This is a genomic window from Chryseobacterium sp. StRB126 (assembly GCF_000829375.1).
In the GTDB taxonomy this organism is placed as follows: domain Bacteria; phylum Bacteroidota; class Bacteroidia; order Flavobacteriales; family Weeksellaceae; genus Chryseobacterium.
In genome coordinates this window covers 4,870,576-4,895,544 of the sequence record NZ_AP014624.1, presented here as the reverse complement: position 1 = coordinate 4,895,544, position 24,969 = coordinate 4,870,576, and the positions used below count along the sequence as shown (strand labels likewise).

Annotated in this window: 17 protein-coding genes; 12 read left to right on the top strand and 5 right to left on the bottom strand. The window is 35.2% G+C overall.

Annotated elements, in window-relative coordinates; genetic code table 11:
• Positions 1-76: 76 nt before the first annotated feature.
• From CHSO_RS22090 to ccoN, 5 genes are all read right to left on the bottom strand, one after another.
• Positions 77-1,012 carry a YihY/virulence factor BrkB family protein gene (locus CHSO_RS22090; protein ID WP_045500917.1) on the bottom strand — a complete coding sequence of 312 codons (936 nt, stop codon included), beginning with the start codon at positions 1,010-1,012 and terminating at the stop codon, positions 77-79.
• Position 1,013: 1 nt separating this feature from the next.
• Entirely contained in the window at positions 1,014-3,341 is a 2,328-nt protein-coding gene (locus CHSO_RS22085; protein WP_045500915.1) for a BamA/TamA family outer membrane protein, read from the bottom strand.
• Complete coding sequence (locus tag CHSO_RS22080) at positions 3,341-8,368, bottom strand: translocation/assembly module TamB (RefSeq protein WP_084221047.1); 5,028 nt, start codon at positions 8,366-8,368, stop codon at positions 3,341-3,343. The genes CHSO_RS22085 and CHSO_RS22080 overlap by 1 nt, the downstream gene beginning before the upstream one ends.
• 298 nt (positions 8,369-8,666) lie before the next feature.
• Positions 8,667-9,554 carry a cbb3-type cytochrome c oxidase N-terminal domain-containing protein gene (locus CHSO_RS22075; RefSeq protein WP_045500913.1) on the bottom strand — a complete coding sequence of 296 codons (888 nt, stop codon included), beginning with the start codon at positions 9,552-9,554 and terminating at the stop codon, positions 8,667-8,669.
• An 18-nt stretch (positions 9,555-9,572) separates the two neighbouring features.
• Positions 9,573-11,852, bottom strand: a complete 2,280-nt coding sequence (gene ccoN / locus CHSO_RS22070) for a cytochrome-c oxidase, cbb3-type subunit I (protein WP_045503174.1) — start codon at positions 11,850-11,852, stop codon at positions 9,573-9,575.
• Positions 11,853-12,033: 181 nt separating this feature from the next.
• Between ccoN and CHSO_RS22065 the strand changes: the two genes are divergently transcribed.
• From CHSO_RS22065 to CHSO_RS22005, 12 genes are all read left to right on the top strand, one after another.
• The gene (locus CHSO_RS22065) at positions 12,034-12,333 is read left to right on the top strand and encodes a helix-turn-helix domain-containing protein (protein WP_232509112.1); all 300 of its coding nucleotides are present in this window, start codon (positions 12,034-12,036) and stop codon (positions 12,331-12,333) included.
• Positions 12,334-12,614: 281 nt separating this feature from the next.
• Positions 12,615-15,584, top strand: a complete 2,970-nt coding sequence (locus CHSO_RS22060; RefSeq protein WP_045500911.1) for a sensor histidine kinase — start codon at positions 12,615-12,617, stop codon at positions 15,582-15,584.
• Positions 15,581-16,195, top strand: a complete 615-nt coding sequence (locus CHSO_RS22055; RefSeq protein WP_045500909.1) for a response regulator transcription factor — start codon at positions 15,581-15,583, stop codon at positions 16,193-16,195. The genes CHSO_RS22060 and CHSO_RS22055 overlap by 4 nt, the downstream gene beginning before the upstream one ends.
• Before the next feature lie 180 nt (positions 16,196-16,375).
• Positions 16,376-17,302, top strand: a complete 927-nt coding sequence (locus CHSO_RS25215) for a hypothetical protein (RefSeq protein WP_052480688.1) — start codon at positions 16,376-16,378, stop codon at positions 17,300-17,302.
• A gap of 293 nt (positions 17,303-17,595) precedes the next feature.
• On the top strand, positions 17,596-19,014 hold the full coding sequence (locus tag CHSO_RS22045) for an amino acid permease (RefSeq protein ID WP_045500907.1): 1,419 nt from the start codon (positions 17,596-17,598) through the stop codon (positions 19,012-19,014).
• 85 nt (positions 19,015-19,099) lie between these two features.
• On the top strand, positions 19,100-20,059 hold the full coding sequence (locus CHSO_RS22040) for a hypothetical protein (protein ID WP_144429007.1): 960 nt from the start codon (positions 19,100-19,102) through the stop codon (positions 20,057-20,059).
• Positions 20,060-20,196: 137 nt separating this feature from the next.
• A complete protein-coding gene (locus CHSO_RS22035) occupies positions 20,197-20,985 on the top strand; it encodes a GyrI-like domain-containing protein (protein WP_045503162.1) in 789 nt (262 codons plus the stop codon).
• A 134-nt stretch (positions 20,986-21,119) separates the two neighbouring features.
• Positions 21,120-21,698, top strand: a complete 579-nt coding sequence (locus tag CHSO_RS22030) for a hypothetical protein (RefSeq protein WP_045500905.1) — start codon at positions 21,120-21,122, stop codon at positions 21,696-21,698.
• Between the two features lie 4 nt (positions 21,699-21,702).
• The gene (locus CHSO_RS22025) at positions 21,703-22,806 is read left to right on the top strand and encodes an agmatine/peptidylarginine deiminase (protein ID WP_045503159.1); all 1,104 of its coding nucleotides are present in this window, start codon (positions 21,703-21,705) and stop codon (positions 22,804-22,806) included.
• A gap of 361 nt (positions 22,807-23,167) precedes the next feature.
• The gene (locus CHSO_RS22020) at positions 23,168-23,800 is read left to right on the top strand and encodes a DUF308 domain-containing protein (RefSeq protein WP_045500903.1); all 633 of its coding nucleotides are present in this window, start codon (positions 23,168-23,170) and stop codon (positions 23,798-23,800) included.
• Between the two features lie 252 nt (positions 23,801-24,052).
• Complete coding sequence (locus tag CHSO_RS22010; protein WP_045500899.1) at positions 24,053-24,445, top strand: ACT domain-containing protein; 393 nt, start codon at positions 24,053-24,055, stop codon at positions 24,443-24,445.
• 52 nt (positions 24,446-24,497) lie between these two features.
• Positions 24,498-24,806, top strand: a complete 309-nt coding sequence (locus CHSO_RS22005; RefSeq protein ID WP_045500897.1) for a hypothetical protein — start codon at positions 24,498-24,500, stop codon at positions 24,804-24,806.
• The last annotated feature ends 163 nt before the right edge of the window (positions 24,807-24,969 follow it).

Here is a 24,969-nt window from a genome sequence, read left to right as displayed (position 1 = left end):
TGAATGATCTGGAAGTTCCTGATTTTTTTAATGATCCGAAACCTTGAATCATATAACTCAGATCCTGGTACCACAATCATTCACTCTTCTCCTCATGCATCTGCTTCAAACTATCTGCATAGAGCTTGGCTGCACTCCATCGGGCATGTTTGGACAAGGCGACTGTATACCCTCTTTTGTATGTATACACTTTAGTGAATTTGGCTCCAAAAAATATAAGCATACAGGAATAATTAATCCACATCATAATTAAAATTACAGTTCCTGCAGCTCCAAATGCTGAAGTAGGTTTAACCTGATTAAAATAAAGACTCAGCAGAAATTTTCCTAATGTAAATAAGATTGTTGTTAAAAAAGCTCCCCGCCAAACAGATTTCCAGCTGATCTGTACATCAGGAAGAACTTTAAACATCAGAGCAAATAAGAGCATAACGAGTCCAAAACCAATTGAAAAATTAACAATCTCAACAAGAAGGTAGGTTTCAAATCCAAAATATTGCGTGATGATTTTATTAAAAAGACTGATTAATGAAGATAGAACCATGGTAATCATGAGCAGGAATCCAAGAATCAAAATCATTCCAAGTGAATTGGCTCTATCCAGTAAAAACTTAAGTAAAGCTTTTTTGGGTGCAGATTCTACATCCCAAAGTGCATTTAATGAAAGCTGAAGTTGAAAGAATAGAGTAGTGGAACCAAAAACCAATGCTCCCACCCCTACTGCTTTCATAAAAACATTCTGTTTATCAATTAAGGCTCCTGCAAGCATTCCTTCGATACTTTTGGCTACATCGGGACCCATAATTCCAATGATTTGGGTACTTATCTGTCCGCGGATAGCTTCTTCTCCAAAGAAATTACCCAATACCCAGATGATAATAATTAATAATCCCGGGATGGAAAAGATAGCGTAATAGGCAAGACTTGCTGAATCTTTTGATGCAGAAGAGTTGTTCCATTCCGTAAACGTATCTTTTAAAACCTCCCAGAAAAATTTAGCAGTTTTGATCATATTAAAATGGATATCCGATGGCAATATTTAAAACAAGATTATTTTTTCTCCAGCTTGAGTCTCCGAAATTGATTTTATCGAAGGTCCATCTGTCTCCCTTCTGATAGTAAGGAACTCTCAGTGGCATAGCAAGATCCAGTCTTAGCACCAAGATAGAAAAATCCAGCCTCAGACCTACCCCGGCTCCCACCGCAATTTCATTTAAAAAGTCTTTTGAAAATTTAGCGCCCGGCCTGTTTTCGTCGTCATGAAGCAGCCAGATATTTCCGGCATCTACAAAGATCGCTGCATTTAAAAATTTATAAAGGTTAGCGCGGTATTCGGCATTCAGTTCCAGTTTAATATCTCCGGACTGATCAAAATAAGTTCCTACATCTATCGTTCTTGGATCAAAACTCCCCGGACCTAGTGTTCTCGCACGGAAAGCTCTGATGCTGTTACTTCCTCCTGAAAAAAACTGTTTGGAGAAAGGAACGAATTCTGAGTTTCCATAGGGATAGGCAATTCCGGCAATAAGTCTTGTAGCCAAAGATGATTTTTCCGTGAACTTATGGTAAAATCTGAAATCATTTTCAATTTTAGCATATTGACTGAAAGGGATGCCGAAGATCTTTTTTTCTTTATCCTCTTTTACATTAGCTCCACTCACTAAACCTGAGATATTTCCTGCCAGATCCAGGGTACCTTTATAATAAAAGGTATTCTTCTTCGGAAGCATAGTATTGGTGTAGGTGTATGAATAAGTGGGACCAAAGATAAGCTGCTTTTCAACAATTCGCTTCATTGCCGGATTTTTGGCTGCGTTGGCTTCATATTCTGCGGTAACCTTTTCCGGAGAAACTAACGTGATATCAATGACTTTCAGGTCATGTTCTTTTCTGGCATTTTCTTTCCACAGATATCCAAATGAGGCCGTGAAATTATTAAGCGTATAAAATTTTGTTCTGTTTTGGAATTCATATCCCAATGTAATATTTGTTCTTGGAACAAACTCGCTTGAAGAATGAAAACGGAACGGAGCTACAATTCTCGGAATAGAAAGCTGAACATTGGTTCCGGCACGGAAAATATTATTGGCATCCTGAGCACCGCCCATCTGGAAATCAAAAGCTCCGTAGATAGATGCTTTAAATTGTTCTGCTCCCCGGAAGAAATTTCTATGGGTCCAGTTCAGGTTAAGCTCACTGCCTGCATAGCTGGCTGAGTTAGTTCTTCCTAATGCTTCAAGACGTAAAGACTGAATTTGTCTTGGGGTTAATAGGTAATAAGCATCAAACTTATGACTCAAAGAATCCGAGGTTACAAATTCATTTTTTACAAATTTGAATACCCCTAAACTGATTAATCGGTTTAAAGTAAGGTTATGATTGGAACGGTTGTAAAGATCTCCCTTTTTAAAGTACAAAGCCCTATCGAAAATTTTCGGTTTGAATTTATGCTGCGGATCAATAACGTAAATATCATCAAATGCATATTTACTCAAAGAATCACTGTTCATCGGAACACTATATTTTCCTGCTTTTACATCCTGAATATTATAATTCGGGAATACCACCACTTTATCAATACTGAACTGTTGAGTGGCTAAAGGTGGAGTATTGTCTTTTAACTTTACATTGAGCTCCACTTTATGATTTTTGTTGACTGTACTGTCTGCCTGTACAATAATATTATCCGGATGGAAATAATAAAACCCTCTTTCCTTTAAATTGTTATCAATTCTTTCTCTTTCTGCTTTAATAACATCCAGATCAAAAGGTTTTCCATTTTTAAGAAGCGTCTTCCCTGCTACATTCTGAATTTCCTGATTAACAAGAGTAGAATCTTTCTGAAACTTTATCCCATCAATCAAATATCTGGCACCGGGCTTTAAAGTATAAATTACTTTTGCCTTTTTATTTTTTGAAACGGTGTCATAGGTAGCTCTGGCATTAAAATATCCCTTGTTTTCAGAATAATTTTCAATGATATCTTTATTGAATTCACGGTCTACATCTCCTAATAATACAGGTTTTTCACCCATTTTATATTTAAGCCAATAATTGAACCCCTTATCTTTTTTAGGCTCTTTTGCAATATTGTAGAAATAAAGCTTGGGACGCATGCCTAAAAATGTAGAATTCGGTTTTGGAGTAAGATTGGCTTCCAAAGCAGCCTGAAGGTCTTTTTTTTCTTTTTTGGAAATTGTGTCACTTTCAATTTTCACTTCAGCACCTGTATACAGCATCTGATTTTCTTTCAAAAACCTGGTATTGCTACAGGAAACTACTGCCGAAGCTAATCCGGAAATCAACAGATATTTACAGTATGTTGGGAATGTATTACTCATTATTTAAATTCTACCACTTGATTGTTTTGATTCTTTTTAGGCTTCTTCTCTTTGGATTTCTGGAAAATTTCACGGAATTTGTCATAATCCAGAGTGATGATAAATCCAATTCCGGTTTCTATAATCTGTCCCTGAAGAGCCACCTGATATTCATCCTTACGATAAGCCCGCAACATATATCTTCCATCTTTGGAAAGACTGTAATCTACAGAAACATTTCCTGCAATATTGGTCATGTTTTCATTCTGACGGGCTTGTCCTTCCAATCCGAAATTACTTCCTACCGTTACTTTCAGCCTGTCATTCAATAATTTTTTACTGATATCTACATTAAGGTCGGTTCTTGTATTTTTCTGTCCTGTGGAATAATCTTCCGAAGAATCCAATCCAAAATTTAGATCTACACCTTTGATAAGTCCGGATGCCAGATTATTCAATTGTTGAGAAAGAATCTTACTCACACTCTGTCTTGCCATCGTTTCAGCAGACATTCCGGCACCACTTTCAAATGGATTTTCTCCAATGAAACGGTTCAGAAGGAGTAAAGCAAATACCTGCTTATTCAATTCAGATTCCTGAGTTCTCAGCTGAGCCAGTTTCTGATCGATAACATCTTTCACATTGGATGATACAGCATTGTTCTTTTCATCAGTTGTAATATCAAATGTTAGTTGTGGCTTCAATAGCTCACCTTTCATTTTTAACAGTGTATTGAAAGGTATTCTCTGCTTATACTGATTCATTATGGAAGCACTTTCATTACCAATCTGTTGTTCCACAAGATCAATAGGTGGCGCTTCTGTTTTATACACTGCTGTAATATCCATAATTGCCATGGTAGGTTCTCCTGTCCAGGTGATGGTACTTCCTTTCTGAATATCAAACTTACGTTTCAGGAAGCTTACTGAAAGATCATAACTTCCTTTATTCACTTCATAAACTCCCACCAATGTTGTTTTTCCAGAAGGGTCAATTCCGCCGGTTAATTCTGCTTCTCCCTGTAGCTGTACGAAATCACCATTCGCCTTGTCAATAACGATTGACAGCTTTGCTTCTTTGTTTACTTCAATATTAACGCTTACATCCATTCCTTTGATGCGGCTTTGGGCGTTAAGAGAATCTGTTTTAATCGTTTTATTAAGCACTACCTGATTCTGATCCACAAATTCTACAATCCCGTCTCTCTCCTGTAATGAAGGATTAGATTGAGGAAGGACGAAAGTGAAATCTGTATTGTCCGCAACACTTAGTTTTCCATCTACTTTTGGAAGATCAAGATTTCCGCGGATGTGAAGACCGGCATCAATAGCCAGAACTCCATACATCATAGCATCGTTTGATTTCTGTGAGTTAACTACTTTGAAGTCTTTGGCGTTGACATTAAGATTGAACGCGAAATCTCTGTAGGTTTGGGTAAGAACCTGCCCGTCTACAACCAAAGCATTTCCATCTTTATCTTTGATCTTAAACTTATTGAATTCAATACCTCTGCTGGTAAAATCAATTTCATCATTCAGTTTTCTGAAATCACTTCCTGTTTTTGCAATTTCCAGGCCTGCATCATTGAATTTTACTTTTCCAAGAATATTCGGTTGGTCCGTTGTTCCTGTGATTTTCAGATTTCCGGAAAGATAACCTTCCGTATTCGTAATGGCATTCATAGAGAACCCTTGAATACTCTTCATCTGAAGCTGATTAATGTCCATATTCAGGTCGAAAGAACTTGAAGAGGTATTATAATCTCCAAGAATTCTTACATCATTATTGTTTCCGGAAAGGGCGATATCAGCATTTAAAAGTTTGGGTGAAGAATTGTTCACTTTTACGGCCAGGTTTCCGACAGGGCTACCATACACAATAAGATTGGAAACATTTAAATCTGAGGTGAAAGTCATATCTTTCATCACATCTCTAAGCTGAGCTGTTCCGTTGATGGTTCCTCTCGCCAGCACCGTGTCTTTTTTGATAAGTTCTGTAATAGTCTCAATTTTAAAATCTTTCAGGGCAATGTTCAATGGGCTACTTGGGCTTTCACTTTGAGACTGAATGGAAATTTCGCTTCCGCCATTATTTAATCTGAAATTATCTGCTAAAACTCCTTTGCTGCTGATCTGAATTTTATTGTTTTCAGCAACACTCCAATCAGCATAATTGAGTTTTAAACCATTGGGATTCAGAGAAACTTCTGTAATGTCATTCAACGATTTTGCATTTCCTGCAATCAGGAACTGAGTAACATCCTTATCGTCTTTTGTGGTGATATTATAGTTGATCGTATTATCCGCAACATCACCATCAATATTGATTTTTTTTAATGAAAAGCTTGAGCTTTTTAAGGCAGCAACATTCAGGTTATACTGTAAAGCCTGATTTTCATTGGTCACTTTTAAAGTTCCTTTTTCAATGGTATTTTCACCATAGAGTAATTGTGGGATCTGACCGTCAATTTCAATTTTTTGAGAATCGGCATCATAGTTTCCTGCCAGGTTAATGGTTTCAAAACTTTTCAGATCCGGAACGAATTTTCTGATCAGATCATCATTTTTAATTTTTGCTGTAAAGGTAAAATGCTGTCCCGGACCAATTTTTTGAGATTTGTCCGGTTTCTGGAACTGATAATACTGATTAATAGTCTGCGTTAAAGCTCCAAAGATCTGTGTCAGTTTATATTTACCCTTCAGTTCAATATCTGCAATCTGAGAGTTGAAAATAATTTGTGTAGAATCTGTTGTGGAAGAGGCTTTCAAGTGAACTTCCTGTACCGGATACACTTCTTTAGTGTCTGAAAAGGCAAAGTCTTTAAGATTTAAATAGCCATTCAGATTATTCGGATCAAGGTTGGTAAAGTCGCCATCTATTTTTCCGGCAAGAATCATCGGTTTTTCGTAGAAGCCAAGTTTGTTGACATCCAGTTTGATGACTTCTCCATTTATTTTAACGGTTGGATTTTTTTCGTCATAGATTCCTGAAGCGGTTAACAGCAAGTCAGCATTCGGATCTTTTGAATTTAAAATAACATCATAAACCCCTTTGTTGATCTTACCCGTTAAGTTCATATTCTGGTATCGGTAGCCTTTGTAAGTTGCAGAAGCAACATGCCCTTTTACGTTGGCATTGGCATTTTTGAAATCAAAACTTTCTCCTTTAGCAGAAATCTGAGCAGTGATGGAACCGATATCTTTATTCTGAATAATTTTTCCAGCCTGTATGCCTTGAAGATTAGCTTTCAAATCATATAATTCATGATTTTTTCTACGCATATCCACATTGGCAACAATCGCTGCATTTCCAAGGGTAGAGTAGAGGTTGAGGTCTGTGTTGACCATTTTGGTTGTTCCTTTTGCATTTCCTTTAATGCTGAAATTTGACGGAAGGGAAATATTGGAAGGAATGGTATTCTTAGGTACTAAATTGAAAATTGTTTTAGCATTGGAAGAAAATTCTCCGATTTTCAGATCATAATACAACTGATCGGGATTCATTGCATTTTTAACCCTTCCGGATGCATTCACCCTTAGCTGATCCAGTCCTGAAACTTTAAGATTCTGGATTAAAAGATCGTTTACGCTTCCTTTTACATTGGCATTAACATTCAGGATCGCGTTCGGATATTTATTGAATGGAACCGTATTTTTTAAAGTAGGAACCAGATTTAAAATATCGGAAAATCCGATTTTAGAATCTTTGATATTGGCGGAAATTTTTACTGCTCCCAAATTGGAAGTCAGCTGATCGATGGAGTTGTAATTTAAAATAACCTCATCGCGTAATAAAGTCTTTGGAGTTTGCAGATAAAGGTCTTTCAGATACGCTTCTTTTTCTGCATACACAAAATCCGTATTGAATTTCTGGATATCCAGACCTCTTGCTTCATGAATTTCTGCTGAATTAACCGTTCCTGCAAAAGTATTGTTCTCCATTTTAAAACTTCTTACCTCCACATTCATTTTTGAAAAATTCAGATGATTGAAGTCTATACCTTGTTTAGTAGGTGCAATGGCGGTATTGTTATAGGCTACTTTTACATCATTTAAAACCAATTTTCCTAAAAGAAGATTCATTGCTTTATCCTGATCGGAAACTTTGGATGGTTCAGGTTCTTTTTTATTTTTCGGATTGGCATTTTGAGCCGGAAGATAAAGATTAGCATTAATGTCTGCTCCGGAAAGGAATACATTACCAACATTAAAGGCATTATTCTCAAGATCGAGTTTATTGACCTTTGTGCTTAGTTCTTTGAATAAAACTTTAGCATAGGTCTTGGTATTTTCATCACCATAGTCAATATCAAAATGAGTAAGCTTGATTCCTCTTAAGCCAATACTCATAGGCTTTTTTTTATTCAGAGAATCTACTTTCTTCTCAACCTTTTTGGATACTTCTTCTACAATGCCTTGTTTAAGCTTTAATTTTAATCCATCAAGATTAATATCATTAACAGCATAGGTATTTTTATTGAGATCGAATTTTTTTACTCTGGTATCGAAAGATTTAAAATAAAGATGAATATCATTCTTAGACTGTTGGTCATTAAAAGTAACACCAACATCTTTTAAATTAATTTTATCAAGGGAAATAATGAAAGGTTTGGAAGTACTTTCTTCCTTATCAGTAGTGGCAAAGGCATCAATAATATAATCGAAATTGAATTTACCATCCGGTTTTCTGACTACATTGGCTCTGGCACCTTCCAAATCTACAGAGGTAATATCTGCTGTAGAGTTCATAAGCTTTAGCATATGTAAGCCTACATCCAATTTTTTTACTGCTAAAAGAGTGTCAACATCCTGTCCTTTGAAGTAAAGATTTTCCATTACAAGACTGTTAGGGAATCCGATGTAGACTCTTTCCAGACTTACCTTGGTTTTAATTTTTTGTTCCAGATAGACAATTAGTCTGTCTTTGATGAAGTTTTGAACAGCAGGAAGTCTTAAGCTTAATATCAACAGGGTAAGAATTACCAATATTGAAATAAAGGTTATTGCAATACGCCTTAAAAGTTTTGTAGTGTTGATTTTCAGTTTCAAAAGTAGGAAGGTTTCTAACAAAGATAATAATACTATTTTATTTGGTCTTTGTTGTAGTATCCTTTGCAAATGCAAAAATCCTGCCTTGGCTGTCTTATTATGGAATTTTTAGTTGTGTAGTTGTCAAGTGAATAGTTGAGTAAGACGAACCAAGGTGCGGATTTTATTTTTTAAAAAGCCCCCTTTATATCATTTTTTTAATGTTGAAAAGGTTAGTTAGCAAAAATGAAAATTCAAATGTTAGTGTAGTTGCAAAGGGGGCTTGGCATGGTTTATATGAATTAAGATAATAAATTTTCTAGTTGTTTCCGTTTTCCCATTTCACGTCTTCTCCCTGTGGTGCGGCACCACCTTGAGCTTGTGTAATAGGAGCGGTTTCCTGATTAATGTGATAAATATAGGCTGCAATTTTTTCTGCATCTCTTCCGGTAATGGTTCCTTCCTTGATGAAAGGTCTCATCGTAGGATTATTTGGAGACCCGTTTTCAAGCATCCAGAAAACATTTTTGAATAAACTTTTTTCTTTGATGTTGATCCAGTGTGTATCGGTAAGGTTAGGACCAATGCCTCCTTTTCCTCCGTCTCCGTGACAGGTTACACAGTTGGTTTTAAACAACTCCTGACCTTCTGCGATATTATCTGCACTATATTTTGCGGACTCCAGATTGATCTGTGGAGCATTTTTTTCATACTCTTCAATAGAGGCCAGCATTATTTTAGATTCTTTTGTGTATTCTGCTTCCGGGTGGGCATAATCGGTGAAAGAGAAGGCTACCAGATAAACGGCGCAGAAAATACATCCGAACCAGAACAGGCCTATCCACCATTTTGGAAGAGAATTGTCAAGCTCTGTAATTCCATCGAAACCGTGGTCAATCAAGATATCTTTTTCTTCAGTAGCAGATTGTTTTTTGAAAGCAGAGTTCCAAAGCTTCTGATAATAAGGAACGCTTTTTTCTTCCAGATACTGTTTTTTCTCTTCCTCAGAAAGTCTGCTGAAACTTTCGTTTTCAATCATGTCTCCAATGGAGTTCATAATCATCAGCAGGATAATCGCAATCAATATCAGTGCCCAGAAAAACGGGGAGGAAAAATATCCTGAATCACTAGCGAACATTTCAAAGGCCATGATTGTTAAGCCTATCGTTGTTGCAATATATATTGAAATTGGGGTTCTCGTTTTCATTATATCAATTTTTAATGATTACTCTGCACTTGCGGTTTGGATCTGTGTCGTCTTAATGTCGGTTCCTAATCTTTGCAGATAGGCGATCATTGCTACGATTTCTCTTTGTTCAAGCGGTACATAAGAGGCTCCTTTTGCTGTTTTTTCTTTTGCCATCTGATCTTTTACATCATTAGCTTCGGAGTAAATTCTTTGTACAATAGCTTTTGATTGGTTATCTGCCCATTGGTTAGCAGAATCAATCTGAGCTTTAGTGTAAGGGACATCAAATGTATTTTTCATTAACTTCATTTTATCCACCATTTGAGTACGGTCCAGTTTATTGGTGATTAACCAGGGAAAACGTGGCATAATAGAACCTGCAGAGGTGATTCTTGGGTTGTACATGTGCTTAAAGTGCCATGAATCCGGGTTTCTGCCTCCTTCTCTGTGAAGATCCGGGCCTGTTCTTTTAGAGCCCCAAAGGAATGGTCTGTCGTAGATGAATTCCCCAGCTTTTGAGTACTGGCCGTTCTTTCCTTCAAACCTTACTACTTCATCACGGAAAGGGCGGATCATCTGAGAGTGGCAGGAGTTACATCCTTCACGGATATATAAGTCTCTTCCTTCCAACTCCAGTGGGGTGTATGGTTTTACTGCTGTGATTGTAGGAACACTTTGCTTCAGTGATAAGGTTGGAACAATTTCTACAAGTCCACCTATAGCTATGGTAATGAAAGCCAAGATAGAAAGTAGGGTAGGTGTTCTTTCTAACCAAAGGTGTACGCCTTCGCCTTCTTTTCTTGTTCCTCCGATATTGGCTAATGCAGGTGCTTCCGCAGGAACATTTTTCTGGAATGAACCCACTTTAATGGTTTTGATTACGTTGATAACCATTAAAATCGCTCCTGAAAGATATAGAATACCTCCTAAGAATCTCATTTTAAAGTAAGGAATAATCGCTGTAACAGTGTCTAACCAGTTTTTCCATAATAATGTTCCATCCGGGTTGAATTGTTTCCACATTAATCCTTGGGTAAACCCTGAAATATACATTGGTACTGCGTAGAAAATGATTCCTAATGTTCCTAACCAGAAATGCCAGTTAGCCAATTTTACAGACCAAAGTTTAGTTCTCCACATGATCGGAACAAGGTAATATACCACTCCAAATGCCATAAAACCATTCCATCCAAGAGCTCCTAAGTGTACGTGCCCAATAACCCAGTCAGTATAGTGACCAATTTTATTTAAAGATTTTGTTGCCAATAAAGGTCCTTCGAAAGTGGCCATCCCATAACAGGTAACGGCTACCACGAAGAATTTAAGGATAGGATTTTCTCTTACTTTATCCCATGCTCCTCTTAAGGTAAGAAGACCATTTAGCATTCCTCCCCATGATGGAGCAATCAGCATGATAGAGAAGCCGGTTCCTACAGCCTGTGCCCATGCTGGTAGGGCTGTATATTGAAGGTGGTGAGGACCAGCCCAAAGGTATACAAAGATCAGCGACCAGAAGTGAATAATGGATAATTTGTATGAGAATACCGGTCGCTGAGCTGCTTTTGGCATAAAGTAATACATAAGACCCAATACAGGGGTAGTTAATACGAATGCAACTGCATTGTGACCATACCACCATTGTACTAATGCATCTTTTACACCTGCATATACAGAATAAGATTTCCAGCTTGTGAAAGATAAAGGAACTTCCAGGTTATTGAAGATATGAAGCATGGCTACAGCAATCCAAGTGGCCAGATAAAACCAGATGGCTACATATAAATGTCTTACCCTTCTTTTAGCAATAGTTCCAAACATATTGATCCCGAATACAATCCATGAGAACGCAATTAATATATCAATAGGCCACTCATGTTCAGCATATTCTTTAGAAGTATTGATGCCCATTAAGAATGTAATCACTACAGTAACAATCATAAACTGCCATGACCAGAAGTGAATCCATGAAAGGGTATCACTATACATTCTTGTTTTCAGTAATCTCTGCATACTATAGTAAGCACCGCAGAAAAAGGAGTTACAAACGAAAGCAAAAATAACGGCACTTGTGTGAAGCATTCTGATTCTTCCGAATCCCATTGCTCCCTGAGTGTTAATTAATCCCTGAATATTGCCCGAAGCTAAACTTTTAATCGTTGTATCATCTGTTCCGAATAAAAATTCAGGTAACTCAGGATAAAAAAGCATCAATGCGGCAGTAAGCCCAAGCAGAAATCCGACGAGTCCGAATGCAACTGTTGCATAGAGGAATGCCCTGACAATATTATTGTCATAATTAAATTTTTGCGTCTCCATAAATTCCAATAGTGTTTACCGAAGTGATATTTACCCTGAAAAAGGGGTTATTTTTTGCCGTTTTCTATGTTAAAAGTAAATATCATGTAACGTGTATAATGTTTTGCCAAAGGTATTTATTAACTTTGTTGGAGGCTAATAGCTAAACTTCTAAAATATACCGAAAACTACTAAAACAGAAATGATGAATATATGTGGACAAAATATCAGGAAAATCCGTAGGAGCAGAGATCTTACGCAGGAATACATGGCCTTTGAAATGGGTATTTCCCAAAAAGCATATTCAGATATTGAAAATTCCAAGGTGAAGATCAACCTGGAAATCCTGACTAAAATCTCAGATATTTTAGAAATCAAACCTTCGGATATTTGCAATATCTCTCATAAATGTGGAACTGATGATGAGTATGAAGATAAATACCAGGGCCTTTTGGAGTATATGAAAAAGAATAATATTTCGATTCCGAAAGAGTTCCTTTAGTATTTTCAGTTTTACATTGTATTAATATACTATAATGACCTTCTCGATATGATTGAGAAAGGTCATTATTTTTTAGCAGTAAAATTGTGTTTCTAGTAATGAACCTGACGACAAAGAGAATGATGAGGGAACAGGTTTTAAGTATTTCAAATATATTATAACAGATAAAATATTCATAAATAATTATGTAGAAAAAATTTCACATGTTTGTGGATAAATATTTACAATAATTTTAATTTTCTATGATATATTTGTCATGAAAATAATGTAGCCTAATCGGAATGAAGCTTTTGTCCTTTATTGTATTGTTGTTTTTTCTATGTAGCAACGGGCAAAGCTATACTACGCAATGGTATACCATGGATAATGGGTTGCCGCAAAACAGCATCAAAGATATTGTAAAAGATAAGTATGGTTTCATCTGGCTGTCTATGGAAGGGCAAATTCTACGCTATGACGGCAGTAACTTTGTTCTGTACAAAGATTTTAAACTTAATAATCTGAGCTTCGGTGATTATTACGGAAATATAAAAAACGACAGTATTGTTGTTTTCAATAATTCTGAAAAAAATATTCTCCTGATTTCCCAAAGAGAACCAAAGGTTATTCCTTATAAAAAAGAATCTTATCCGGATGTTCCCAATGACAATAGAATATATAAAAGACTTGTTAAAAATAATGTCACTGCCAGATATGTTTCTTTTATAGATTCTTATTTTGTTCAGTTGAGGACAGGAACGTATTATTTTGAAAATAACAGTATTATTTATATTGACCGGAAAAGTAAGAAACGGACTAAATTTAATTTTGATTTTCCGAGAAACAGATTAAAACGTCTGTTCATTCACGGAGAAAATGTTTTTATTAGTGATTCTGGGAATAAAAAACTCCTTCAATTGTATCAGGGTAAATATTCTTATACTGATGCTCCGTCTGTGTATACAGATCCTGAAACAAGAATTTATTGGCAACAAATTACAGGACAGGTTTTCATGATTAATCATGGTAAAATATACAGGAGCCAATTTTCGGAAGGAAGACTGAGTCTTTCTTATCTATTGGAATACAAAAATATAGATAAAGAAATATCTGGAGCCATGTTTTATGATGATACTTTTCGTAAATTATATATTGGAAGTTCCATTAATGGGCTTAAAATTTTAAGTCTGTCTGATTTTTCAGTTTCCAAAAAGAATCTGCCTTATCAGGATGAGGTTTGTTATGCGGCTCTTCCTTATGGAGGAAATTCAGTTTTAACGCAGGAAGGTATCAGATATTATAATAATAAGTCAGAAAGGTTATATAAAGCTCCTCAATCCTATGATAAGCGTTATATTTTTCAGGATGATTCGGAAAATCTTGTGTACAGGGAGAACAACTCCATTCATATAAGGTATAAAAATACAGGATTTACAAAATATGATTCTATCTCTTTTGATAGGAAAGAAATTGATGGTTTGTATAAAAATGGAGGTATGTATATGATATCCGTTTCGGATAGAACTAGGTTTTATCTCTATATATTGGACTGCGATAACTTTAAGAAAACGAAGAGAATTATTCCTTGTGAAGATAATATAGATACTATTCTCAGATATAATGAAGATCTTCTTTATCTAGGTGGCAGTAATGGTATAGGTATTTTTTCCCTTTCTAAAAATAAAATCATAGAGCGAATCGGGCAGAATATTCCGGTAAAGCAGGTTATAAAAACCAGAGACGGAAATATTTGGATAACTACTTATAACCAAGGAATATATTTATTAAAAGATCACAGAGTGATTAAGATTCCTGCGGATAAAAATGATTTTCTGGCCAATGCCCATCATATATTAGAAGACAAGAATTCAAATTTGTGGATTTCATCTAATAACGGATTATTTAAAATTAATAAAATTAAACTTCTGGAATCTTTAAAAACTCCTCAAGAGCCTGTTACTTATTATAGGTATACCAAAGAGTCTGGCTTTTCGAATAATGAATTCAATGGAAGTGCTGATCCGGATGCCAATATTCTTGGGAATGGACAATTTGTATTTCCTTCTATGGAAGGTTTTGTGTTTTTTACCCCTCAGAATGTGAAAACGTATTTTCCAGCAGCCCGTGATCTGTACTTAGAAAAAGCAAAAGTAGATGGTAAAATGATCCGTTTGAAAGATCACCTTCTTTTGGAATGTGGCTATAAAAATGCAGAAATTTATCTTGATATTCCTTATTACGCTAACCTTGAAAATATTTATTTGCAGGCAAAGCTGATAGGAGAGGAGAATAGCCAATGGATCAATATTAAAAATGATAGAACATTCAGATTATCCAATATAGAACCGGGAAAATATCAATTACTTGTAAGGTTTTTATCTTCAGAAACAGGGAAATTTGTTTATAAAAGCTTTCCTATAGAAGTTGAAGCTTATTTTTATCAGACCTTATCCTTTAAAATTCTGATGGTTGGATTGATTATTTTAATTCTTATGATTGGAATACAAATCAGAACCAATTTTTTAAGACTGAAAAATAAGGTGTTGAAAAATACATTGGTTCACCGGGATAAAGAACTTCAGGAAACCAATGATAAACTTAAAAATGAGTTTGATTATCAAAAGAAACTGATAGAAAGCATCAGCCACGATATTACAACTCCAGTTAAATTTATAGCTCTTCTTTCGCAGGAACTTACCCAATCTGAAGATACTAGAACTCAGAAAAAGTATTTTGACAGTATTTATAAAACTTCGGAACAGCTCTATAAATTTACATTAAGTTTAAAAGAGTATACAGAACTTTACAAACAGGAAAACACCACGGTAGCTGAATATCAAATTTATGATCTGATTGAAACTAAAAAGTTATTGTTTGAAGAAATTGCTGCTCAGAAAAATACTTACATCTATAATTTCTGTGATCATCATCTTACAGTAAAAATCAATAAAAATATTCTTCTTGCCGTTTTTCATAATGTTATAGATAATGCAGTGAAAAATACTTCAGACGGAGAAATTATCATTACTTCAACATCTTCGGAGCAGCATATAGAAATCAGTATCACAGATACGGGAAGTGGAATGTCTGCCGAACAGAGAACTTATTATTCGGAGCTTTTCAGGAAAAAGGGAAATGAACATCTTATCTTCAAAAATTATGGACTAGGCTTGCACATGGTTATCCAGTTGATGATGAAGATCAATGGTGAAATGACCTTCTATGAAAATACACCGAAAGGAACAATTATTAAAATCCATATTGCACTATGACAAAGAGAATATTAATTGCAGATGACCATCATGTGGTAAGAATCGGAACCGCCCTGATTCTGGAAAAGAATTTTAATGAATTTGAAATCGATTTTGCAGAAACATACGATGAGGTAAAGCAGAAAGTGGAAACTATAAAATTTGACCTTGTGATATTGGATATTGAGCTTCCGGGAAGTACTTTCAAATCAATGGTGAAGGAAATTAAAAGCATCAGTGAAGATACTCTGATTTTAATTTTTACCTCTTATAAAGAAAGTGTTGCTATGCAATATATCAAGGAAGGAGCAAATGGCTTTTTAAATAAACTTAGCGATTCGGGAACATTTGTAAAAACGATAGAAGGTATTTTTAAAGACGGGTATTATTACACTCCTGAAGTGCTCAGCGAAATGGTAGTACGAATGCAGAAGAAAAGTCCTTTGGAGATTTTATCTGAAAGAGAGCTGCAGGTTTTTGATCTTCTTGCAAAAGGAAATGGGAATCTTGAAATAGCCAATGTGCTTAATATTGAGGAATCTACTGTAGGAACTTACAAAAGAAGAGTCTATCAGAAATTAAAAATCACAAACCTGGTTGAGTTGTTGAAGATTTACAACGAAATTCACTAATATATAGTACTTATCATGTCATAAAACTCGTACAGTTTTGTGGAAAAATGTGTACAGAGTCTGTAGGCAGAATCTTTATTTTTCGGAGTAAGTTCGTCTCATAAAAATCCCATCAGATAAATGATTGGACGATTTTAGTGATGTTTACAATTCCTTTAGATTCTAAATACATTTTTGATTATGAGAACAAATTTATTTTTCATTGCTTTTCTAGCCGGCCTAAGTGGTTTGACGGTGAATGCCCAAGTAGGGGTAAATACTCCTAATCCAACCAGCAGTCTAACGGTGAATGGTTCCTTTGCCGCAAAGTATAAAACAGTGTCTTTAAGTGGAACTGTAGCAGAAGATGACTACTATACCGCATATAATTCATTAAGTAATGGAACTTTAACTTTGCCGGCATCCATAGGGGGAGCAGGTAGTTTTGCAGGAAGAACCTACCATTTTAAAAATACTGGTGCTGGAAATCTTATTATTGCAGCGAATGGAGCAGAGCTCATTGATACGCAAAGCGGAATAGGAGTCCCTAATATTACGATTCCTACCGGATATTATGCATTTCTGGTCAATAAAGGCACTGTTACGGGAACAACATGGGAGCTTGTATTATTTTCGAGTTCTAACAGTATGCCCTCTGTTAGTCAAACCTATCTTTTTTCTTCTGCACAGCAAAATGCATTCAAACAGACTTGTCCCGCCACCACAGGAGCAGCATGGCAAAATGAAGAGATTAAATATAACCAGGGTATGGCTATCAATACAGGAAATGCATTCGATTTGCAGTCGGGAAGATTTAAAGCACCCACTGATGGCTTTTATATGATTTATGGTTCTGCCCAGTTTGATAATTCGGAGATTTCCGGACAGCCAAGCTTTGCTTGGTGTGTGTTATATCTTGTAAAGAACTTTTTGACTACACCCAACAATCAGCTTGTACAGAATTTTCATACTAATCCAGGGGTTTTTGCTTCTGGTATTGTTTCTGCGGTTGTTTATTTGAATAAGAATGAGACTGTAAGTATGGCTTCAGCTGCCAGATTAAATAATGCCGGGCCTCAATATCAGGTAACCGCCACTTCTATTTATGGTTATAAAATAGCCAATTAACAGATTTGTTTTTTATAAAAGTAAGCCTTGACAACCTGTTAAGGCTTTTATCATGTTTAATTAATTTTTAAGAATATGAAAAAACTAACCATTGCATTATTCATGGAGATTATACTATTAAGCAGTGGAGTTTTTGGGGAGAATATTATTTATGCGATCCCTACAAATTAAAGATAGTTAGGGTTGAGTAGAAAATAGATCACGCTACTGAGGTCTGAATTCTCAATTTACCCCATGGAATGTGAATTTCTCTGAAAAGTTTTTATATATTTAGCAACCGAATAATTCATTCAATGAGCAACGAAAATAAAACAGGACAAAACGAAACTTTAGTTAGAGGATTAACAAATCGACATATACAATTAATTGCCCTTGGAGGAGCCATAGGAACAGGTTTATTTCTGGGAATCGGGCCAGCAGCAGTATTGGCAGGACCTTCAGTAATTTTAGGGTATGCCTTAGCCGGAATTATCGCCTTTTTTATCATGCGTCAGCTTGGTGAAATGGTAGTTCAGGAGCCGGTATCGGGAAGTTTTAGTCACTTCGCCTATAAATATTGGGGAAATTTTCCGGGTTTTGCTTCAGGGTGGAATTACTGGATTCTTTATATCCTCGTAAGTATGGCTGAACTTACAGCCATTGGTCATTATATCCACTTCTGGTGGCCGGAAATACCGCTTTGGGTGTCCAGTTTATTCTTTTTTGTAGTCATCACTGCCCTTAATCTTGCCTCTGTAAAAGTGTATGGGGAAACTGAGTTCTGGTTCTCCATCATCAAAGTAGTAGCTATTATTGCCATGATTGTTTTCGGAGTTTATCTGTTGATAAGTGGAACAGGAGGAGAAAAAGCTACGGTTACCAACTTGTGGAATGATGGTGGTTTCTTCCCAAAAGGATTATTCAATAAAACTGAAACCGGGTTCTCCGGATTATTTGCAGCAATGGCCATGATTATGTTCTCTTTCGGAGGATTGGAGCTGATCGGAATTACGGCTGCTGAAGCGAAAAATCCTGAAAAAACTATTCCACAGGCAACCAATCAGGTGATCTATAGAATTTTAATTTTTTATGTAGGAGCTTTAGTAATCCTGTTCTCGTTAAGCCCATGGAGAGAAATTACAGAAGGTTCAAGCCCGTTTGTAATGGTGTTCCAAAACTTGAATGGATTAGAATTCAGCCTTTTCGGTAAAGTGATTCAATTCAATACTTTGATTGCAAATGTTCTTAATGTTATTGTATTAACGGCTGCTCTATCTGTGTATAACAGTAGTGTTTACAGTAATAGTCGTATGCTTTTCGGATTGGCTCAACAAGGAAATGCTCCTAAGTTTCTGAAGAAATTGAATAAAAATTCAGTTCCTATCAATGCTATCCTTATTTCTTCTTGTTTTGCAGGAATCTGTATTATCATTAATAAGCTGGTGCCGGAAAAAGCATTTCAGTATCTGATGGCCTTGGTAGTATCTACATTAATTATCAACTGGCTGATGATCTGTTACACGCATTTGAAATTTAAAAAATCCATCACTAAAGAAGGAGTTCAATCGAAATTTCCATCTATATTTTATCCGATTTCCAATTACATCTGTATTGCATTTTTAGTGCTTATTTTAGGATTGATGAGCATTACAGGAATGGAAATTCAAGTAATTCTGATTCCGATCTGGATAGGATTTTTATTTGCTATGTATAAATTATATAAACCGAACTAACAGGTTGTAAATACAATAAAGAATATGGTTTTTGAAAACTTTTTAGTGGTACAAAAACCATATTTTATTTTAAAAAGTGCTATTGATGAAACATGTATTTTGTCTTCTGTTTATGTGTTTGTTCTCAGTTTCGGCTATTGCTCAGAAGGATGATTTTACTATTTATATTGAAACTTCCGATATCAGGAATTTTTGGAATGCTTATGATGAGGCTCAGAAGATTAATAATTCGGAACAAAAGATATCCACATTTCAAAAGCTTTATGTTGATAAAGCAAGTCCAGGGTTGAATGATTTTATCAAGTCCAGAAATTTTACCTCTGAACAATGGATTGAATCCTTTGATTCAAAACCAAAGTTCTGGAAATCGATTAGAATCAAAACAGAGAATCTTCAAAAAGATTTTAAAAATATAGAAAATCTTTACCAAAATTTTAGTCGATTATATGCTGGGTTTTCTCCACCAAAGATCTATTTCACGATGGGAAATCTTAAAGGTGGCGGAACGGTCATTAATGGAAATCTAATCATTGGTTCTGAATTAGCCGCTTCCGATGCAACAGTGGATTATTCGGAGCTTTCCAAAAACTATCAGGACAGGATGAAGATTAATTCAGGAGTTGTTTTTCTTACGGCTCATGAGTTGGTGCATACTCAACAAAATTTAAAAGGTATCAAAACGAATTTATTAGGACTCTGCTTAAAAGAAGGGTCTGCTGATTTTATAGCTGAACTGTTAACTGGAAAGAAGGTTGAAACACCTTACATTGAATATGGAATGCAGCATCAGAAATCTCTGTGGAATGATTTCCAAAAAGAAATGAATGGTGAAGATTTTCAAAACTGGTTGTCCAATACTGCCACTATAAAAGACAGACCTGCAGATCTGGGATATTTCATGGGGTATATAATGACCAAGAGATTGTATGAAAGATCAAAAGATAAGAAATCTGCAATCAGCATCATTATGAATTTGGATTTCAGTAATGCAGCAGAAACAGAAAACTTTTTAGAACAGTCAGGATATAAAACTGACGTTAAGTAAATATTGGATAGGTTTGTTTTTTTCTTACCTTAGTAATGAAATATATTGCTGATAAGGTTAAAAAGGTACCTTGTTTAAGGTTTTCAGTGTAAATAGTTTCGTAGATCAAAGCCATTTTCAGAATGAAATTTTGTGATATGAAGACTAATTTTAGGGACATACAAAAGATTATCGACCATATTGAAATTAATTTTGATAGGGAAATCACTGCTCATGAGATAGAGTCTATCTCTTATTATTCTTATCGTAATTTCCAGCGTATTTTTTTCAAACTTTTCAATGAAACTATTTCTGGGTTTCAAAAACGTCTGCGTCTTGAGAATGCTTATAAAAAACTCATCTATACGGAAGATAGTCTCTCTGAAATTGCTTGGCAGGTAGGGTATTTCAATATTCAATCCTTTTCAAAAGCGTTTAAAAAACAATATACTGTTTCTCCTGCTGAAGCAAGAAAACAGAAACAGGATATCTTCAAAGAATTCATAGAAAGCCATAATGCTGATCTAAAAGTAGAGATCAAATATAAAGATGCAGTATCGGTTTACTGTAAATTTATTAAAGCTAAAGATTATAATAACGCAGAAATTGATGTATTGTGGAAAGAAATTGAGCCGGATGCAGAGCTATTTGAAGCTGCCTACGGAATTATTCGTGATCAGCCTTTAATTACCAGTCATTCACATTGCAGATATGGTGCCGCAGTAACCTCTAATGAGGTGATAAGTGGACTTGTGAAAAACGAAATTTTTGGTAGGAAATATGCAAAGTTCACCCATCAAGGGCCCTATGAAAATATTTTGGAAACCTATCGTTCATTCTATCAATCCTGGCTTTCCGGGGAAAAGTTTTTGCTGGATAATTCTGATGTTATTGAAGAATATGAAACAGCAGAGATCACACATATTTATTTTCCATTGTATGAATAAGATGTCCTTTTAGGACAAGAATTGCTTTTTTGAGTTTCTAATTTTGCGCCAGTAAATGACCACAACGGAAGTTTAAAGGATAAACATTAAGAAGACAAAGAACAATAAAAAAAAATGTATTTCTCCTGAGCTTATTGCTTCCTTTCTGTAGTAAAGCGCAGATTTCTGTTCAAGCTTATGCAGGAAATAAAGAAACTGAGGTGTTGGGAATCTATGATAAGGATTTTGGAAACAAATGGAATTATTTTGCTTCAGGAACCATTGGCTACGATTATGATCTGAAAAAAGTAAATCCTGAACTCTATCAAAATATTAATTATGGAATTGGTAAGAATCTGGGTATTTCTGCAGGAGTTCATATTTCGGATAAAGATGTCGTGCCATCCGCAGGATTAGCATACGGAAAAGGAAATGATGTTTTTGGTATCAGTGTATTTCCGGCATTAACGTATTCTACAGAGGCAAAAGAATTCGGATTATATACTTTATTGGAATACACTCCAAAGATTAATGAACAATTAAATTTTTACAGTATGTTGATTGTAGAATCTGATTTTAGTTTTAAAGAACACCAAGCCAGCAGTCAGGTTATTCGTCTGGGGCTGGAGAACAGAAAGAAAATGCAGTTCGGAATAGGAAGTAATATTTCCCAGGTGGGATGCAGCTATGAAACTGATATCAACTTCGGAGTATTTATTGGAAAGAAATTTTAACGATATGAACAAATTATTCACCCTTACTTTTATATTAGGTTGTATGTATACTATGGGACAAACCTATCATTTTCCTGAAGAATCTTCACTTCATGAAGGAACCTGGCTGCAGTGGCCTCATCATTACCAGCATGGCACCACTTATCGCCAAAGAGTAGAACAAACTTGGATTGATATGACCAAAGCATTGCAAACAGGAGAAAAAGCCCATATTATCGCTTACAATGCAGATGAAAAGAAGAGAATCATCAAACTTTTAGAAGAAAATAAAATTCCGATGAAGAATGTAGACTTCAGAATTTATCCTACCGATGATGTTTGGATCAGAGACAACGGGCCCATTTTTGTAAAGGATAACAAAGGGGATGTTCTGATTGAAGATTGGGGATTCAACGGCTGGGGCGAGAAATTTGATTTCGAAAACTGTGATGAAATTCCACAACGTATAGGAAAAGATCTGGGCGTAAAGGTTATTGATCTGAATAAAGAAATGGTGAATGAAGGTGGCTCCGTAGAAACAGATGGAAACGGAGTACTGATGGCTTGTAAAAGTTCCGTCATCAGTCAGAAAAAAAATGCTACCCGAAACAAAGGGATTACTCAGCAGGAAGCAGAAGAAATGTTTAAAACCTATTATGGTGTATCCAAAGTGATATGGCTGGACGGAGTTACCGGATTAGATGTTACGGATATGCACATTGATGGGTTCATGAAGTTTGTCAACTCTTCTACCATGATTACGATGAATGAAGATGATCTTGCAGAGCTTGGGCTTTCTGATAAAGATATTAATACCTTATATACTGCATCCAATGTGGATGATAAAGAATATAAAAAAGTATATCTGCCGGCTACTAAAAATAAAGTGAAAACAGCTTATGGAAAACAGCTGGATGAAAAAGGTTCTTATGTGAATTATTATGTGGCTAATACGGTAGTTTTAGTTCCTAATTATGGAGATCCTAATGATCAAATTGCTAATCAGATTATTCAGAAGCAATATCCCGGAAGAAAAGTAATAGGAATAGATGTGAGAAATCTATATGAAAACGGAGGAATGGTGCATTGTGTTACGCAACAGCAGCCTGCCGGAAATTTAATGAAGTAATAGTAAAACCTCAGTAAAACATTATGGTACAACTGATAATTTAGAATTTCGGGGTATCATAATGTTTTTTTATGTTGATTTTTTTACGGAAAATATAGGTTTACTTATTTCATTTTCTGTATTTGTGTAAGATACTAGTAAAAAAACATAATAAGTGGCTATTCGATAGATTTTGTTATTAAAATATGATTTAATCTGATGACTGATTTACTGAGTATTTAATGGTTTATTGTATTAATTTTTCGTAAATTAGTAAGACAGTATTATTCAATGTCGGGTGAAAATTATCATCTGATTTTGAAATTCCGGCGGACAAGCTGAACACCGCATCACAAAGTAGGCACACCTAAAAAACACTCCTATGGCTAATCTATTTCAAACACTTACCAACACGGTTAAACACTGGTATATTCCGTTGATCTTTGGAATTTTATTTCTGATCTGCGGTTTTTATGTATTCAGTGTGCCGCTCGCAACGTATGTAACGCTTTCTATCTTTTTTAGTGTTTCATTTCTGTTCTCAGGGATTACTGAAATATTTTTTTCCATACAGAACAGTAAATCTCTTCAGGGTTGGGGGTGGTTCCTTGTAAGTGGGCTTCTGACCACAGCAATTGGAGTTTATTTGATCGCCTATCCTCAGATTTCAATGTCTATTCTTCCGTTTGTAGTAGGATTTACTCTTTTATTCCGTTCTTTTCAGTTGCTGGGCTTCGCTTTTGACCTGAAAAGCATGAAAATAATGAGTTGGGGAAATGTTGCCCTTGCCAGTGTTGGAGGAATTATATTTTCATTGTTGCTGATATTCAATCCAGTATTCACGGGAATTTCTTTGGTGACATTAACTGGTGTTTCCTTTATTTTCATGGGAATTGCTTCTATTATGCTGGCCTTAGACCTTAGAAAAGTAAAAAAGATTCCTGGAAAAGTAAGTCAGGAACTTAGAGATAAAATCAGAGCTATACAGGAAGAAATTGATGATCTCAAAAAGTAATCTGATAATGATAAGATAAGGATCTCCAGTGGAGGTCTTTTTTGTTTTAGTTAAAATAATGCCTGATTTCGAATTTAGTAGCCTTGTCAAGGTTTTAAACCTTGACAAGGTTATCGAGCCTGTACTAATGAACTTTTATTCTCTTCAAAATATTTTACAAACCTCAAGTAAAAATCAAAGGCAGGGCAAACTTATTTTCATCAAATATATGGTAATTTTACCCGAAATAGTTTCGGCGAAAAATAATTAATTATGGAAGGTGAAGTGAATTTAAAGAATATTTTAAAAAATTTAAATCCGTCATTGAATGAAGGGAGATATGTGTATTGTACAGTTGATAACATTGATGAAATTCCTTTTTCTAAAATTTTGTTCCTGTTTAAGGAGACGGAAAGTATAACTGTTGTACTTAGGAAAGAAGATGCAGAAGCTATGAATTTAGGCTTTAGTTATGTAGCATCATGGATCACTCTTGAGGTTCATTCCTCTTTATCTGCAGTTGGCTTAACGGCAAAATTTTCACAGGCTTTGAGTGATGCAGGGATTAGTTGCAATGTAGTTGCTGCCTATTTTCATGATCATATTTTTGTAGATGAGAAGGATGAGGTGAAAGCTATTGGTGTATTAAATGGTCTTAAAAGATAGAATTATTAGCTAGTCACGAACAGGATATGAATCTTTAGAATAAATTAAGGATATGGAAAATAAAGATATAAATATTTCAGATATTAGGAAGCTTATCAATATTCTGTCTGATAAATTGGAAAAATTAGAAGATAAGAATGTTGTGGTTCTTGAAGATGATTTGTATTGGAATATTCTTGATGAGGAACTATATAGCCCTTATCATGAACCTGCTCAACTTACAATGGGAAGCGTTTCAGAAGACTGGGAATTTTTACAAAAAGTTGTAAATGGAGAACGCGAGATGATTGATTATGATTTGTATAAACTCGCTTCAATTTTAAAGTTTCTAGGAAAGAATAATAGTATTATGGAAAAGTAGAGTATTTTATTGGTTGTAAAGATGTCCAGATTAAACTCTGTAAATACAAAAATTTTAATAGAATAATTACTTCTGATAGTTCATGAAAATTAAAGCAATAGGTGAAGAATAATACACAATGAAGTATGTAACAATTTATATTTTTATAACCTGTATTTTTCTT